A 14,116-nucleotide genomic window follows, 5' to 3' on the forward strand; every position below is an offset into this window, starting at 1 on the left:
GTAACCCGTTATGAACGCACCTAAATTGCTGCTGCGAGAATTGCCGGGGGACTATGCTGTCTCTCGGCTGGCGGCCGGTAGCGACACGCCCGACTGGGTGAATGGGCCCGGTCTGGTCACGGTGACCAGCGCCGAGGACGAAACCTCGATCCTTTGTCTGCGCGAACGGGTTCCGGCGGATGTTAAACAGTCTGCAGGCTGGACCGCCATTCAGGTCTCCAACCTGTTTGATTTTGATGAACCCGGCGTAGTTGTCGCTGCAACCCGTCCAGTTGCCGAGGCCGGGCTGGGTATCTTTTTTGTTTCGACCTTTGACCGCGACTATCTGCTGGTGCGTCAGGACAGTCTGCACCGGGCAGAGCTGGCGTGGCTGGAGTATGGGCATAGGCTCCAGCGAGGTCAGTTGTTTTTGCGGACCGCAGAGATATCGGACTGCGATGCGATTGCTGCGTTTCACCTGCGGATCTGGCGGCAGACTTACGGTGCGATTGCGCCCGCTGCTGCGGTTGAAGCGCTGAATTTTGACCGCCGACAAGAGCAGTGGCGTGTCAAACTGTCTGGAAATCGCGAGCAGTCTGTCACTTTGCTGGCAGAAGATGAGCAGGGTCAGATTATGGGCCTTTGCGATCTCACAGGCTCCGCGATCTCTGGATTTGAGGATGCGCTCGAAATTACACATCTGTATCTGGATGAGAAATTGCGCGGGCAGGGGGGTGGGCGATACTTTCTGAACTTGGCGCAGCACATTGCGCAAAGGTTTAAGAAGCCAGCCGTGGTGCTGGAGGTGGTCCGCGAGAATACGGCTGCGCTCGATTTTTACCGCGCGTGTGACGGTGATCCCGTGGCTGAGCAAACCTATCGCGGGCCTCTGTGGCCGTCGGAAAATGTGATTATACGCTGGTCTTCAGATCTCTGACCTGTACTCATTGCGTTTGGTATTCAGAACGCGAGAAATGACATGGACCAGACAACTGCTCTTTTGATTGTCGATATGCAGATGGAAATGACCTTCCGAACAGAGGCAGGTCGTCCACGCGCAACCCCACAGGCCGAAGACCGTGTCACGGATCTGGTGGCAGGGTTTCGCAGTGCAGGACTGCCAGTTCTACATGTCCACCACGATGCCCCTCAGCCGGAAAGCCCCTTCCGCCGGGATGCCCCCGGCGGCGCGCCAATGCCTTGTGCCGCGCCCATGGGGGATGAGCCTGTATTTTGGAAAACAGGCTCATCCGGGTTTGTTGACACCGGGTTAGAGGATCATCTGCGCAAAAACGGCATTACCCGATTGGTAATTGTTGGCGGTGTCGCGGCATTCTGCGTCAATTCAACCGCACGGTCCGCGGCCAACCTGGGGTTTGAGGTGCTGGTCCCCGAAGATGCGCTGATCGCTTTTGCACTGCCATCGCGGCACGGCGGCGACATTGATGCAGATGTGGCTCTGGAGGTGATACTGTCGGCCCTGCATGCTGGATTTGGCAAGGTGTTGCCAACACAAGAGGTGTTGGACCAGCTGCCAACGGACTAGACCAGTGACATGAGTTGAGAAATACAAAGCCCCGCACCTGTGTTGCGGGGCTTTGTGATTGGGTCAGCCAACCATGGTGATCAGCAGCAGATAGATCACAGCAGACATGACCGCTGCCGCAGGAACTGTGATCACCCAGGCGGCGATAATAGTCATGAAATGGCTGCGGCGCACCAGTTTGCGGCGGCGGCGTTCTTCAGGGGCCAAAGCTTTCTTCTTGGGATGTGCCAAGGCAGATTTGCGCAGACGGCGCTCCATGTGCCATTCCCGGAAAAAGCCAACCCCAAACACCGCACCCACAGCAATGTGGGTCGAGGAGACCGGCAGGCCGAGCCAGCTGGCCACAATCACGGTGATGGCAGCCGACAGGGATACACAAAAAGCGCGCATCGGGTTGAGCTTGGTAATCTGGCTTCCAACCATACGGATCAGCTTGGGCCCAAACAGGAACAGACCAAACGAGATACCAAAGGCACCAATCACCATGACCCAGGTTGGAATGGCCACCTTGGCGGCAAAGTCGCCAAACTCAGAAGCATGTACAATAGCCGCAAGCGGTCCCACAGCATTGGCTACATCGTTGGCACCGTGCGCAAATGAGAGCAGCGCGGCAGAAATTACCAGCGGAATGCGGAACAGGATTTTCAGGGATTTGTTACGGTTTTCCAGACCTTCGGATTGCTTGCTGATCAGCGGTTTGGTGATCGCCCAGCAGGCGGTCCCCAGAACCAAACCAATCAATAATGCGGTCTGAAGGTCGATCTTGATGATCCGTTTGAGCCCCTTAACGGCAAGGTAAGAGGCAAATGCCCCGGCCATGATGCCCACCAGGATAGGAACCCAGCGGCGGGCGGCAGCAATCTTGTCTTCTTTGTAGATGACCTGCGCCTTGATCAGCGCCAGGAAGGCGGCCGCGATAACACCACCCAAAACGGGAGAGATCACCCAGCTGGCGGCAATCTTGCTCATCGTGCCCCAGCTCACAGCGGAAAGGCCGGCGGCAGCGATTCCAGCGCCCATCACGCCACCAACAACCGAATGGGTGGTAGAGACAGGGGCGCCAACCCAAGTGGCCAGATTGACCCAGAGCGCCGAAGAAATCAGCGCCGCCATCATCGCCCAGATAAAGATATCTGTTGAAGCCATCACCTGCGGATCAATGATCCCTTTGGAGATGGTTGAAACAACATCACCACCGGCCAGCAGGGCACCGGCACTTTCAGCAATGGCGGCGATCAGAATGGCGCCACCCATGGTCAGCGCATTTGCACCTACCGCTGGCCCCATGTTGTTGGCGACGTCGTTGGCGCCGATGTTGACGGCCATATAGGCGCCAAAAGCAGCGGCTGCGACCACCACAAAGTTAACAGGTGTGGTGCCCAGCAAGACGGCTGCGGCCAAGCCGGCCAAAACGATAAACACCAGCGCAATGCCTGATCCAACCATAGGCCGCGCGACATAGCTGGTCGCATTTTCCAGCTGCGCGATCCTGTTCAGATCTTTGTCGAGTGTTTTCCATTGTCTGCGTTGAGGGTCGTCGCTCATGGTATCAGTCCCGAATCCAGTGATCGGAAACGCGCCTAGCCCTCCCTTGGATTCGGTGCAAGGGATTTGTCGCAAATAGTTCGTAAGACTGTTACAGTTGGCGTAGCAAATCTCGCAACTGTGGCTCATGTACCAGATTGGCGGCGTCTTCGACCGGGACCCATTGGCGCTTGCGTTGTTTACGCTCGGGATAGGATTTGGACAGTTTGGTCACCTGAGCAATATAAACCAGTGTCTCTACCGTTTCGACCCGGCCCCGCCCTCGGTTTTTTTGATAGTCATAGTGCCCGATCGGTTCGCCTTCGATCTCGGCTTTTTTGACCCCGGCCTCTTCCCAGGCTTCTTGCAGAGCGGATTGGGCGCCGTCTTTGCCCTGGATCGGCCAGCCTTTGGGGAGGATCCAGCGGCCGGTGCCACGGCTGGTGATCATCAGCACATCGGTGCCGTCGTCTGTCTTGCGGTAGCACAGGGCTGCTACCTGTAGGCGCTTTGGCCTAAAGATCATGGGCCTGAGAATCTCTTCCCAGGCACGGGTTAACGCGCGCGTCATAACTGCTCGGTGCCTTTGCGGCTTGCCTCAGTGTGATATTTGGATGTCGCACATATAGGCCTAGCCTGTCTTGGTTACAATGCGGGCTGGGGATAACAGTTCAAAGTGCGGTATTTTTGACGATCCCAATCTTGTGCTGTGAATGGATTGACAATTCCACTGCGCTAAGGCGCCATGCGCCAGTGAAGAAACTGGCCTAGGAGAGTTCGATGAAATCTGCACTGATCACCGGTGGTGCGCGCGGCATTGGTTTTGCCACAGCCAAAGAGCTGATGGCTGAAGGCTGGCAGGTCGCAATTCTGGACCGCGACAGCGCTGAGTTGGCAGAGGCGCTGACTAAACTGCCCGGTGCTCTCGGAATTGATGCGGATGTCTCAGACCCGGCAGATACAGATCGCGTTCTGGCTGAGGTAACCGAAGCCTTTGGTCGTCTGGACGGGCTGGTCAACAACGCAGGTGTGGCGGATTTTGGCCCCATCCGGGACACAACGTTTGAGCGCTGGCAGCGGGTGATGCAAACCAATCTGGATGGCCCATTCTTGATGACACAGGCCTTTACCAGCTTGCTGGCGGAAAGTGGTGGCGGGGCGGTGGTGAATATCACCTCGATTTCCGGGTTGCGCGCCAGCACACTGCGGGTGGCCTATGGCACCTCTAAGGCGGCCTTGGCACAGCTGACGCTGCAACAGGCTGCTGAGCTGGGCGAACTGGGCATCCGGGTGAATGCGGTGGCTCCGGGGCCTGTGGCCACCAAACTGGCAATGGCAGTGCACTCGCCTGAAATTATTGCCGCGTATCACGACGCGTTGCCTTTGAACCGCTATGGCAAGGAAGAAGAAATCGCCGCGGCCATAACATTTCTGCTGTCGGATAAGGCCAGTTTTATCACCGGCCAAATCTTGGCGGCTGATGGCGGGTTTGAGGCTGTGGGGATTGGATTGCCTGCGCTGAGAGCCTCAAACACAGCGGACTGACAGACTTGGCCCGTTCTTAAGGCAGGCGATGCCGCATTGCTCATCACTTTGGCAGGGGGTGTTGTTGGGGAAATGATGGGGGCAGCGCGCCGGGGAGGGATTAAACGCGCCGCCCCACTTCAGGCTCAAATGCCTGATGCCCCTATTGCCCGAGATCATCTCGGGTAAAGAGGAAGGGGGTGAAAAGAGGTGCTACTCGATGCCTGTCAAGTCTGCCTATATTCAGTGTTCTTAGGGTCGTGTTTTTGTTTTTGGTCTTGTTTTTGTTCTTGTGCATTTAAGATACATTTTAGATGCCTCCGTGGATATGAGCATTGACGCCAAAATTTTCATAAATGCCGCCAATGTGGCGGGTAGAGTGGCAGATCCACCATTTTTGCCGCCAAAACCACCAGATTGGACGCCGATTCGCTGCATTTTGTCGTGGCTATTTAGGTCGCCGCTTTGCTCGCAGGGTTGGATCTGCCTGTGTGGGGTCTTCTGGCCAAGGATGTCTGGGATATTGTGCCCGCATATCCTTGCGCACGTCTGCATAAGATCCGGTCCAAAATCCGGGTAGGTCTCGGGTGATCTGGATGGGGCGACGGGCAGGGGACAGCAAAGTTATTTTCAAGGGCACACCACCACTGGCCGGATGCCGGGTGACGCCAAACAATTCCTGTATCCGCACCTCGATCTCGGGGCCGGTCTCGGCATAGGTGATCGGTATCCGGTTGCCCAGTGGGCTGGTGAAGTGGCTGGCGGCCTCGCGGTCCAGCAGTTGGGTTTGGTTCCAGTCCAGCGCCGCACGCAGGGCAGGCAGCAGGTCGAACCGCTTCCAGTCCTCTGCGGTTTTTATCCCGGTCAGCATCGGCAGCAGCCAGTCACCTATAGTGTCGGTGAGCCCCTGAATTGAGAAATCAGGCAGGCCGTGACCTTCGGCGCGCACCAGCTCAACCCGCGCCGCCAACCGTGCCGCCGCTCCGGTCAGGCGTAACCCTAGGTCACGCACCCCGTCCAGCATCGCCTCTGCCACCGCTTCGGGCGGGACATCTTTCCAGACCTGATCATCCAGGACTATGGCGCCAAACCGCTCTTGTTTGCGCGATACCACCCGCCGGTCACGTTTGGACCATTCACAGATATCCTGCCAAACGATCTGATCCTTGAACAGGGTACGGATCTCGCTTTGTGAGATCTGTGCCGCCATCCGCACCCGCGCTTCGCGCAGGTTACCGTCACTGTCCAGCGTCACAATGAAGGGCGCCGCTGCCAGGGTATCGCTGTCATCCAGCACCACGCCCTTACCGCCGGAGAGGACATAGCGCGGCGTGTCCCCCTTGCGACGCTGCCCGATACGGTCGGGATAAGCGAGCGCGGCCATGGCAGCAGGGGACAACGGGGCATCAAGTTTTGGCTGTTTCGTGCCCTGCTGCCGCAGACGGCGGCTCTCCGCTTTGATCCTTTCAATCACCGGCAGGTTCACCTGATAGGGGCGTTTCCGCATGAACCCCTTGGGGTCCTGCATGGCCTGCATCCGCAGCAAGAGGTCACTTGGTGCACCGCGCAAGGGATCGCGTTCGGCCATCAATGCTGCCAGTTGCACCGCGTCTTGACCGCCGGTGACCAGCATATGCCCCAGTCGCGGGTGGAGCGGCAGGGTCGCCAGAGCCTTGCCGTGCACGGTGATCCGACCATGATCATCCAGGGCACCGAGCATCCGCAACAGGGCCTGGGCCTCAGTCATCGCCCCCTCGGGCGGTGGGGTCAGGAAGGACAAATCGTTTGTGGCGGCGCCCCATAGGGCCAGTTCCAGCGCCAGCCCTGTCAGATCTGCAGCTTCTATCTCGGCTGGTGGATAGGCCATCAGCGCGCCTTCTTCGCCCTTGGTCCACAGCCGATAACAGATACCCTCTGCCACCCGTCCAGCCCGGCCTCGCCGCTGGGTGGCTTCGGCCCGTGTTACCTTTTCGGTGATCAATCGCGACATGCCGGAACCGGGATCAAACCGGGCCCGGCGCGCCTGACCCATATCGACCACCACGCGAATGTCCTGAATGGTCAGTGATGTCTCAGCAATGGACGTCGCCAGCACAACTTTGCGGCCGGATTTGACGGGTGCGATGGCGGCGCGTTGTTCGGCAAAGGGCAGGGCGCCGAACAAGGGTCGCACGACACAGGTTTCTGGCAGCTTTGCCGTTAGTGCCGAGGCTGCTCGGCGGATCTCCCCTTCGCCGGGGAGAAACACCAGGATACCCCCCCCTGTGTCACGCGTGTCTTTTTCGGCCTGTTGCACCAGATCCACCAGCGCATCCAGTCGCTGTGTTCGCGCGGCGGCCCCGCGTGATGGCCCACGAGGCCCCTGTGTCGCAATGGGTCGGTCAAGCCAGCGTGTTTCCACATCATAGCTGCGTCCCTCAGACGTAACCATTGGGGCCTGCATCAACTCGGCCACGGGACCCGCATCCAGTGTCGCAGACATCGCCATCAGGATCAGATCGTCGCGCAGGGCCTCTGCCACTTCCAGACAGAGAGCCAAGCCAAAGTCGGCGTTCAGCGACCGTTCGTGGAATTCATCAAAGATCACCGCGCCGATGCCCGGCAGGTCTGGATCTGACTGTAACATCCGGGTCAGGATGCCCTCGGTGACCACTTCGATGCGGGTGGTCTTGGACACCTTGGATTCGCCGCGCACCCGGTAGCCAACCGTGTCGCCAACCCGTTCACCCAATGTCTCGGCCATTCGTTCAGCTGCGGCACGCGCGGCCAGACGGCGCGGTTCCAGCATTACGATGCGGCCCTTGCACAGGTTGGCCTCCAGCATCGCCAATGGCACACGGGTGGTTTTGCCCGCACCGGGGGGCGCTTGCAGAACGGCCCGGCCATCGGCGCGCAGGGCATCAATCAATTCGGGCAGGACGGCATCAATGGGAAGTTTTGTCATGGCGCTGTTATCGCCAATGACTGCACTAAGGTCTAGCCACTGGACAAGCTGCACTCAGCTGCGTCAAGTAAGCGAGACCAAACCAAGGGGGCAGGCATGGATATTGCCGAGCTAAGCACAAAGATCCTGAGCAGCGACCGACGCGCACTGGCCCGCGCCATTACGCTGGTGGAAAGTGGCCGTGCCGATCACCGGGCGCAGGCAACCGAGCTGCTGGATCTTCTGGCCCAACATAAACGACAGGCGCTACGCATTGGCCTGTCCGGCACGCCCGGTGTTGGCAAATCCACCTTCATCGAGAGTTTTGGCCTGATGCTCACCGAACAGGGGCTGCGGGTTGCGGTGCTTGCAGTTGATCCAAGTTCGGCGCGTTCGGGAGGATCGATTCTTGGGGACAAGACCCGGATGGAGCGACTGTCACGTGACCCTAATGCTTTTATCCGGCCTTCGCCCAGTCAGACCAATCTTGGTGGTGTGGCACGGCGGTCCCGTGAAGCTGTGGCGCTGTGTGAAGCTGCGGGCTACGATGTGGTGCTGATCGAAACGGTTGGGGTTGGTCAATCCGAAACCGTGGTAAGCGAAATATCTGATTTGTTCTTGCTGTTGCTGGCCCCGGCTGGTGGGGATGAATTGCAGGGGGTCAAACGCGGCATCATGGAAATTGCCGATGTGATTCTGGTCAACAAGGCAGATGGAGAGCTGAAGTCCGCCGCCAGCCGCACATGTGCTGACTATTCCGGCGCGCTGCGACTGCTGCGCAAACGACCGCAGGATCCAGCAGGTTTCCCCAAAGCACTGATGGTGTCTGCGCTGGAAGATCAGGGGCTATCCATTGCCTGGGACGAGTTGCAGCAACTGGATGCCTGGCGCCGCGAACATGGGCATTGGCAGCAACGTCGCGCAGAACAGGCCCAATACTGGTTTCACGAAGAACTGCGACAGGCGGTCTTGTCCCAATTGAATAGTGCTGAAGCGCAAGGTGAGATCAATCAGCTTGCGCAACAGGTTGCCAGTGGAGAGGTGTCTTCGGTCAAAGCGGCGGGCCTTGCCTTGGCCCGCCTGAACATTACCACCGGGTGAAGGGGGGGCGACCTGTTTCATTGAACAGGCCAATGTCCTTTTGAATATGGCTGGACAAATCGCGTAGCGATGAACGTGCTTGCAACTGCCTGACCAACTGATCGCGGCGCTTTTGGGGCCAGCGCAGTTTCAGGCCTGTCCAAAGTGATCTTTGTGGCTGGTGCTCAATACAATGCGTGGTCATAGCGCTTTCCTTTCATCTCTTACATTGGCTAAATGGGGATGAGGTGCCGGAATGACCAATTGAATTGCCATGGGGAGGCATAAGGAGATTTTATGCCAGATCAGCGACCTCTTCCACCGTTGACCGCCGTGCGCGCATTTGAAGCCGCGGCGCGCTTTGGCAGTTTTACCCGCGCAGCTGAAGAGTTGGGGATGACTCAGGCCGCTGTGAGCTATCAGATTAAACAGTTGGAAGATCGCGCTGGGGTGCCCTTGTTTCGCCGCCAGCCACGCGGCGTGCAACTGACGCCAGACGGGGCGCAATTGGCGGCCCGCGCCGGAGAGGCGCTTGAGATCCTGCGTGAGGCCTTTGCTGAACTGCGCCAGACGACCGAGGACACTTTGGTGATTTCTGTTATTGCCGCTTTTGCAGCCAGTGTTCTGGGGCCAAGGTTGTGGCAGTTTCAGGCCGAGAACCCGGATATCGCCACCCGGATCGATATCAATCAAAAACCGGTCAATCTGGAGGCCGGTGAGGCGAGCGTTGCCATCCGCATTGGTGATGGCAATTGGGAGGGCATGCGAGCGGACCATTTGATGCGGCCTGAGATTACGCCGATGATCAGCCCGGCCTACATTGAACGTCACGGGCCGTTGACCTGTCTTGAGGATCTGTTGACAGCTCCGCGCGTGGTTGCAGGGCATCCTGCATGGGATCGCTGGTTTGAAGCGGCCGGGCTGACACCGCCGTGTACCAAGAACCTGCGTGATAAAACCATGGGGTCGCAAATTTTTGAGGTTCAGGCCGCCAAGGCCGGGCAGGGGGTAACCCTGCTGACCCCAACCTATTACCGCCGGGAACTGGCCAATGGGGAATTGATACAACCCTTTGATATCGTGGTTGAGAGTGGACGCCCGGTGTGGCTGGTCTATGCTGAGCGTAGGCGGAAATCTCCTGCGATCCGTGCGTTTCGGAAATGGCTGTTAGCAGAAATGCAAACACTAGTGGTCGCAGGGTGACCTGACTCGCTTGACGCCCGTTTTGATTCCGCGTATGAGCAGCCAACGAAATTCTGAGTGCGGCTTAGGCGGCGCTCTCTTACATTGACGGGGTCTGCTTCCCCGTGACGAAAATGAGGATAATGCCATGTCGCGCCGTTGCGAATTGACCGGAAAAGGCCCGATGACGGGCAATAACGTAAGCCACGCCAAAAACCGCACACGCCGTCGGTTTTTGCCAAACCTGAACGACGTAACCCTGCAGTCCGAGACTCTGGGCCGCGGCGTTAAGCTGAAGATTTCGGCTGCTGCTCTGCGCACCGTTGATCACCGTGGTGGTCTGGACGCATTCTTGGCAAAAGCCAAAGACGACGAGCTGTCAACAGGCGCGTTGAAAGTGAAGAAAGAGATCGCCAAGGCAACTGTAGCTGCTCAGGCCTGATCCCTTCACCGGGTCTAAAAATTTGCACCCTGTACGAGTGATCGTGCAGGGTGTTGTTGTTTGTTGTGCCAGCACAAACTGCGACTGTTTTGCGACTTGCAGATTGACCAAACCCCGGCCTATCTTGCGGCAATGAGACATCTTATCCGTTCATACCTGACCCTGTTTCTGGTCTTTGCGATCACCCTGACCGCCCATAGCGCTGGCGCTGCGGCGGGGATGCGTGATGCGACCGGTCAGATGGTGATCTGTTCAGGCAATGGACCGGTGGTGATCTATGTGGACGCGGATGGTCAGCCCACGCGGGCGCCACATGACTGTCCTGATTGCATTTCTGCGGCGCTGGATGTGGTGTTGCCAGTGCAACACGCAGAGCATGCCACCCCCGAGCCAATGCGCCGGGCTGAGTTTCTTGTAGCGATACGTCTCCAGTCTCGGATGCCACTGCAGGCCGGTGCGCGTTCACCGCCGGTTGGGTCCTGAACCTACACAAACTCAAACTAAGAAATCAAAATCAGACTAAAGGAGAGACGACTATGTCTTTCAAATCCGTAGTTATTGCTGCCGCTGCATCCCTGACTCTGGCTGGAGCAGCCTTTGCCGATATGTCCAAGATCATGGTGGAAGATGCTTATGCGCGGGCTTCTAACAAGATGGCAGGTGCGGCCTTTATGGCTGTTGCCAACCACACAGGTGAGGATGACCGCCTGATCGCAGTCAGCAGCGATATCGCCAAGCGCACCGAGCTGCACACCCATAAGGACATGGGCGATGGCGTCATGAAGATGATGCATGTCGAGGAAGGCTTTGCCATTCCAGCAGGCGAGACACATATGCTGCAACGTGGTGGTGACCACGTGATGTTTATGGGTCTGACCCAGGAGCTGAAGCAGGGTGACACAGTTACGCTGACTCTGACCTTTGAAAAGGCCGGCGATGTGGTTGTTGAAGTCCCAGTCGATCTGGAGCGCAAGGCGAGCCATGGTGGGATGGATCATACCAAACACAGCAACTAAGCAAACGGGGCGCGGCGTCCGACGGCGCTGCCGCCCTCCTTCGCGCCCGGCCAGCCCTTTGGGGCTGGCTTTGACGTTTCAGGGCTGGCCGATCACCTCATTGACCCATTGAGGGACAATCACGGTGGCAGGGCCAAAACGTGTTTCGGCAAAGCTCGAAACCAGTGACGAAGGCTCCAGATTAAGCTCAACCGTGTGAGCGCCCGCCGCCTGAGCTTCGTGGACAAATGCCGCTGCCGGATAGACCTGTGATGAGGTTCCAATGGAAGCAAACAGATCCGCACCGGCGAGGTGGGCATAGATCTGCTCCATGTCATAAGGCATTTCGCCAAACCAAACGATATCAGGACGTGCTGCAGGCCTCTGACAAGACGGGCAGAGTGTGCGCCGGTGCATGTCCTCAGCTGCGTGCCAGCGGTGGCTGCAAGCCGCACAAAGGGCGCTGTCCAGAACACCATGCATATGCCAGACTTTAGAGGCGCCACCTTTCTCGTGAAGCCCATCAACGTTTTGCGTGATGATCACAACCTCGCCGGGGTGTTGGGCCTGCAACTGTGCCAGTGCCATATGTGCGGCATTGGGCTGCGCCGCCGAGGACTGCTGCCTGCGGGCGTTATAGAAGGCATGAACAAGATCGGGATTGCGGGCAAACCCTTCGGGTGTTGCGACATCTTCAATCCGGTGTTGCGCCCAGAGCCCATTCTCATCTCGAAACGTGCCCAAGCCACTTTCAGCTGAGATCCCGGCTCCGGTGAGGATAACGATTTTGCTCAATTCAACACTCCCAGGGCCAAGGCCTTTGCGGCTTCATAACTCGGTTTTCCCGTGAAGAAATCGAGGGTGCCATGCTCGTCTTCTTTATAATGATCGGCATGAAATAACCGCCCGGAACCTTCATGCATCATTGTGGTAATCGCATAAGAGCCAATGGAAATCACTTCGCGAAAGCAGGTGCCATCATCAAGCAGGAACATATAGGCCTTTGCAAAGTCTCCGACTATGGGTGACAATTCATATGCAAGAATGTCTCCATTAGAGTGTGGAAGAACTTCTTTCAGGGTGATTTTCTGCTCATAGGGGGCAAGGTAGCCAGCCCAGGTTTTCATTGTGCAGTCTGTTTCGTAGGGGGATGGCGCAGTGTCTGCCCAGAGCGGACTGGCCGACATGATTAACAGGGCTATAGCAAACCCCTGCAAGCCGTTGTTAGATAACTTCACATCAGCGCCTTTCCACAACTCACACAGGACACCTCTCTACCATGCCTCAGAAAATTCTGTTTGTCTGTCTTGGTAACATCTGCCGCTCGCCTGCAGCTGAGGGTGTGTTTCGCGATCTTGCGCCGGAGTTCACGACGGACAGTGCTGGCACATCAGACTGGCATGTGGGGGAGCCACCATATGGGGCCATGCAAACTGCGCTGCGGGGGCGTGGGGTCGATATCTCTGACCTTCGGGCCCGGCAATTCACCCCATCTGACTATGATCGTTTTGATCTGATCATCGTGATGGATACTGACAATCACTTCAAAGTCGAGACACTGCGCCCAACAGGGTGTCAGACGCCAGTGCGGTTGTTCACAGACTACGCCGCTGCGACGCAGGCGGATCATGTGCCCGATCCCTATTACACCCGAGATTTTGACGGCTGTTTGGATTTGATTGCCCAGTGCGCCACTGGATTGAAGCAGGCACTCGACGCGCCTGACTGATCTTTCGTCGGAGCCAGCGAGAGGGGCAGAGATTTACTCTTCCATCACCTGCAACTGTCCGGCCAGCCAGGGTAACTGGCTGACCGCAGGCCCAATGACCTGACTTTGTAACAGGTGGCGCATGGTTTGCGCGACGTCGCGTGGCACCCGGTCGGCCCAATCGGCGGCGGCGAACAGGGAAATGTCGCGTGAAAACGCCCCGAAAGGTAAAGGAAAAGCATCAATCTGATCGTGGAACCGGCCCGCCCGCATATAGCCAAGTGGCGTGGTCACGGACCAGCCAATCCGCCGTGCAACCATCGCCATAAGGGCCAAATGAGAACCGATTTCAAAGCGCTCTTCGAATTCCAATTTCTGCTGCGCCAGATGGGCTTCGATTTGTTGTGAAATCAGTTGCTCGTGATCATACCGGAGCAGGGGCAACTGTCTTAGTAATTCTTCCTGAGTGCTGGGATCGGTCAGGAACCCTTTGGGGGCCACCAGAATGAAAGGGTCGCGTACCAGAGGGTATTCCACAATGTCTTCGCGCTGTTCACCGGTGCTGGCTGCCACCGCAATGTGCAAATCCCGCGCGGCCATTGCCCGGCTGATGTCATGGCTGGAGGCAGTGATCATCTTGAAACGGCATTGGGTCAGGCTATCGGCTAGAATGGTAACCAGACGAGGGGTGAGATCATTGTCAAAATCGTCGATCAGGCCAATCGACAAGGTCGACAGGTGGGTCAGATCCATCACCGTCAATTCGCTTTGCGCCAGACGCAGCTCGGACAAGACGACTTCGGTTCGGTTCAGGAAATTGCGGCCCGCAGCGGTCACCAGCATTGGGCGGCGACTGTGATCAACCAGGTCAGACCCCAGTGCCTTTTCCAGATTGCGCAGCTGTTGGCTCACGGCTGGCTGGCTTAGTCCGGTCAGTTCAGCGGCCTGCGCGACTGACCCCGTTTTGGCCAGGGCTTCAAACACCTCGAGCCCCCGAAGGGTTACCCCTTTCATCAGCATTTGCACGCTCCCCATTTTTTTGTTCTGCCTTTTGTGAATATGCGGGGTACTAGGGTCAAGAGCGAAAACCGGAAGGCGGGAATGTCGAGGTGGCGGAACAACTTAAAAGTCATTAAAATTGTAAGTAATTGTTGAGGCTGATTTCCCTTGCGTCACACGTTCTGAAGTGACGCCAGAGGTCTGGAGGTGGTTT

At 57.6% G+C, this 14,116-nt stretch carries 15 protein-coding genes; 9 read left to right on the forward strand and 6 right to left on the reverse strand.

Annotated elements, in window-relative coordinates; genetic code table 11:
* Window positions 1–10: 10 nt before the first annotated feature.
* Together GO984_RS23355 and GO984_RS09635 are read left to right on the forward strand one after the other, a co-directional pair.
* Entirely contained in the window at window positions 11–916 is a 906-nt protein-coding gene (locus tag GO984_RS23355; RefSeq protein WP_167740283.1) for a GNAT family N-acetyltransferase, read from the forward strand.
* Between the two features lie 42 nt (window positions 917–958).
* Window positions 959–1,525 (forward strand): isochorismatase family protein, encoded by a 567-nt coding sequence (locus GO984_RS09635; RefSeq protein ID WP_157022315.1) that lies wholly within the window; start codon window positions 959–961, stop codon window positions 1,523–1,525.
* A 63-nt stretch (window positions 1,526–1,588) separates the two neighbouring features.
* On the opposite strand, the gene GO984_RS09640 is transcribed toward GO984_RS09635, so the two are convergent.
* Entirely contained in the window at window positions 1,589–3,070 is a 1,482-nt protein-coding gene (locus tag GO984_RS09640) for an inorganic phosphate transporter (protein ID WP_157022316.1), read from the reverse strand.
* Window positions 3,071–3,161: 91 nt separating this feature from the next.
* Complete coding sequence (locus GO984_RS09645; protein ID WP_157022317.1) at window positions 3,162–3,620, reverse strand: NUDIX hydrolase; 459 nt, start codon at window positions 3,618–3,620, stop codon at window positions 3,162–3,164.
* A 209-nt stretch (window positions 3,621–3,829) separates the two neighbouring features.
* On the opposite strand from GO984_RS09645, the gene GO984_RS09650 reads away from it, so the two are divergent.
* Complete coding sequence (locus GO984_RS09650; RefSeq protein ID WP_157022318.1) at window positions 3,830–4,594, forward strand: SDR family NAD(P)-dependent oxidoreductase; 765 nt, start codon at window positions 3,830–3,832, stop codon at window positions 4,592–4,594.
* A 427-nt stretch (window positions 4,595–5,021) separates the two neighbouring features.
* Here the strand turns inward: GO984_RS09650 and hrpB are convergent, their stop codons facing one another.
* Entirely contained in the window at window positions 5,022–7,517 is a 2,496-nt protein-coding gene (hrpB, locus tag GO984_RS09655) for an ATP-dependent helicase HrpB (protein ID WP_157022319.1), read from the reverse strand.
* Between the two features lie 96 nt (window positions 7,518–7,613).
* Here hrpB and meaB point away from each other — a divergent pair, with 96 nt between their 5' ends.
* The 5 genes from meaB to GO984_RS09680 all read left to right on the forward strand — a co-directional run bounded on the left by meaB (window position 7,614) and on the right by GO984_RS09680 (window position 11,216).
* On the forward strand, window positions 7,614–8,597 hold the full coding sequence (gene meaB / locus GO984_RS09660) for a methylmalonyl Co-A mutase-associated GTPase MeaB (RefSeq protein ID WP_157022320.1): 984 nt from the start codon (window positions 7,614–7,616) through the stop codon (window positions 8,595–8,597).
* A gap of 276 nt (window positions 8,598–8,873) precedes the next feature.
* Window positions 8,874–9,779 carry a LysR substrate-binding domain-containing protein gene (locus GO984_RS09665; protein WP_157022321.1) on the forward strand — a complete coding sequence of 302 codons (906 nt, stop codon included), beginning with the start codon at window positions 8,874–8,876 and terminating at the stop codon, window positions 9,777–9,779.
* A 127-nt stretch (window positions 9,780–9,906) separates the two neighbouring features.
* Window positions 9,907–10,200 carry a 50S ribosomal protein L28 gene (gene rpmB, locus GO984_RS09670; protein ID WP_157022322.1) on the forward strand — a complete coding sequence of 98 codons (294 nt, stop codon included), beginning with the start codon at window positions 9,907–9,909 and terminating at the stop codon, window positions 10,198–10,200.
* A gap of 132 nt (window positions 10,201–10,332) precedes the next feature.
* Entirely contained in the window at window positions 10,333–10,683 is a 351-nt protein-coding gene (locus GO984_RS09675) for a hypothetical protein (protein ID WP_138162451.1), read from the forward strand.
* A 53-nt stretch (window positions 10,684–10,736) separates the two neighbouring features.
* Complete coding sequence (locus GO984_RS09680) at window positions 10,737–11,216, forward strand: copper chaperone PCu(A)C (RefSeq protein WP_157022323.1); 480 nt, start codon at window positions 10,737–10,739, stop codon at window positions 11,214–11,216.
* 78 nt (window positions 11,217–11,294) lie between these two features.
* Here the strand turns inward: GO984_RS09680 and GO984_RS09685 are convergent, their stop codons facing one another.
* Both GO984_RS09685 and GO984_RS09690 read right to left on the reverse strand, forming a co-directional pair.
* The gene (locus GO984_RS09685) at window positions 11,295–11,990 is read right to left on the reverse strand and encodes an NAD-dependent deacylase (RefSeq protein ID WP_157022324.1); all 696 of its coding nucleotides are present in this window, start codon (window positions 11,988–11,990) and stop codon (window positions 11,295–11,297) included.
* Window positions 11,987–12,322 carry a hypothetical protein gene (locus tag GO984_RS09690; RefSeq protein ID WP_157022325.1) on the reverse strand — a complete coding sequence of 112 codons (336 nt, stop codon included), beginning with the start codon at window positions 12,320–12,322 and terminating at the stop codon, window positions 11,987–11,989. Before GO984_RS09690 ends, GO984_RS09685 begins: the two co-directional genes overlap by 4 nt.
* A 152-nt stretch (window positions 12,323–12,474) precedes the next feature.
* On the opposite strand from GO984_RS09690, the gene GO984_RS09695 reads away from it, so the two are divergent.
* A complete protein-coding gene (locus GO984_RS09695; RefSeq protein WP_157022326.1) occupies window positions 12,475–12,924 on the forward strand; it encodes a low molecular weight protein-tyrosine-phosphatase in 450 nt (149 codons plus the stop codon).
* Window positions 12,925–12,957: 33 nt separating this feature from the next.
* Here the strand turns inward: GO984_RS09695 and GO984_RS09700 are convergent, their stop codons facing one another.
* Window positions 12,958–13,923: a LysR family transcriptional regulator gene (locus GO984_RS09700; protein WP_157022327.1), complete on the reverse strand. Its 966-nt coding sequence runs from the start codon at window positions 13,921–13,923 to the stop codon at window positions 12,958–12,960.
* Window positions 13,924–14,116 lie beyond the last annotated feature (193 nt).

The organism is Parasedimentitalea huanghaiensis (assembly GCF_009753675.1).
Taxonomy (GTDB): Bacteria; Pseudomonadota; Alphaproteobacteria; order Rhodobacterales; family Rhodobacteraceae; genus Parasedimentitalea; species Parasedimentitalea huanghaiensis.

Bases quoted from the DNA above. Each gene is read 5' to 3' on its own strand.
- rpmB (WP_157022322.1), top strand. From the start codon at position 9,907: ATGTCGCGCCGTTGCGAATTGACCGGAAAAGGCCCGATGACGGGCAAT.
- GO984_RS23355 (WP_167740283.1), top strand. From the start codon at position 11: ATGAACGCACCTAAATTGCTGCTGCGAGAATTGCCGGGGGACTATGCT.
- GO984_RS09680 (WP_157022323.1), top strand. From the start codon at position 10,737: ATGTCTTTCAAATCCGTAGTTATTGCTGCCGCTGCATCCCTGACTCTG.
- meaB (WP_157022320.1), top strand. From the start codon at position 7,614: ATGGATATTGCCGAGCTAAGCACAAAGATCCTGAGCAGCGACCGACGC.
- GO984_RS09700 (WP_157022327.1), bottom strand. From the start codon at position 13,923: ATGCTGATGAAAGGGGTAACCCTTCGGGGGCTCGAGGTGTTTGAAGCC.
- GO984_RS09640 (WP_157022316.1), bottom strand. From the start codon at position 3,070: ATGAGCGACGACCCTCAACGCAGACAATGGAAAACACTCGACAAAGAT.
- GO984_RS09665 (WP_157022321.1), top strand. From the start codon at position 8,874: ATGCCAGATCAGCGACCTCTTCCACCGTTGACCGCCGTGCGCGCATTT.
- GO984_RS09690 (WP_157022325.1), bottom strand. From the start codon at position 12,322: ATGAAAACCTGGGCTGGCTACCTTGCCCCCTATGAGCAGAAAATCACC.
- GO984_RS09695 (WP_157022326.1), top strand. From the start codon at position 12,475: ATGCCTCAGAAAATTCTGTTTGTCTGTCTTGGTAACATCTGCCGCTCG.
- hrpB (WP_157022319.1), bottom strand. From the start codon at position 7,517: ATGACAAAACTTCCCATTGATGCCGTCCTGCCCGAATTGATTGATGCC.
- GO984_RS09645 (WP_157022317.1), bottom strand. From the start codon at position 3,620: ATGACGCGCGCGTTAACCCGTGCCTGGGAAGAGATTCTCAGGCCCATG.
- GO984_RS09650 (WP_157022318.1), top strand. From the start codon at position 3,830: ATGAAATCTGCACTGATCACCGGTGGTGCGCGCGGCATTGGTTTTGCC.
- GO984_RS09675 (WP_138162451.1), top strand. From the start codon at position 10,333: ATGAGACATCTTATCCGTTCATACCTGACCCTGTTTCTGGTCTTTGCG.
- GO984_RS09635 (WP_157022315.1), top strand. From the start codon at position 959: ATGGACCAGACAACTGCTCTTTTGATTGTCGATATGCAGATGGAAATG.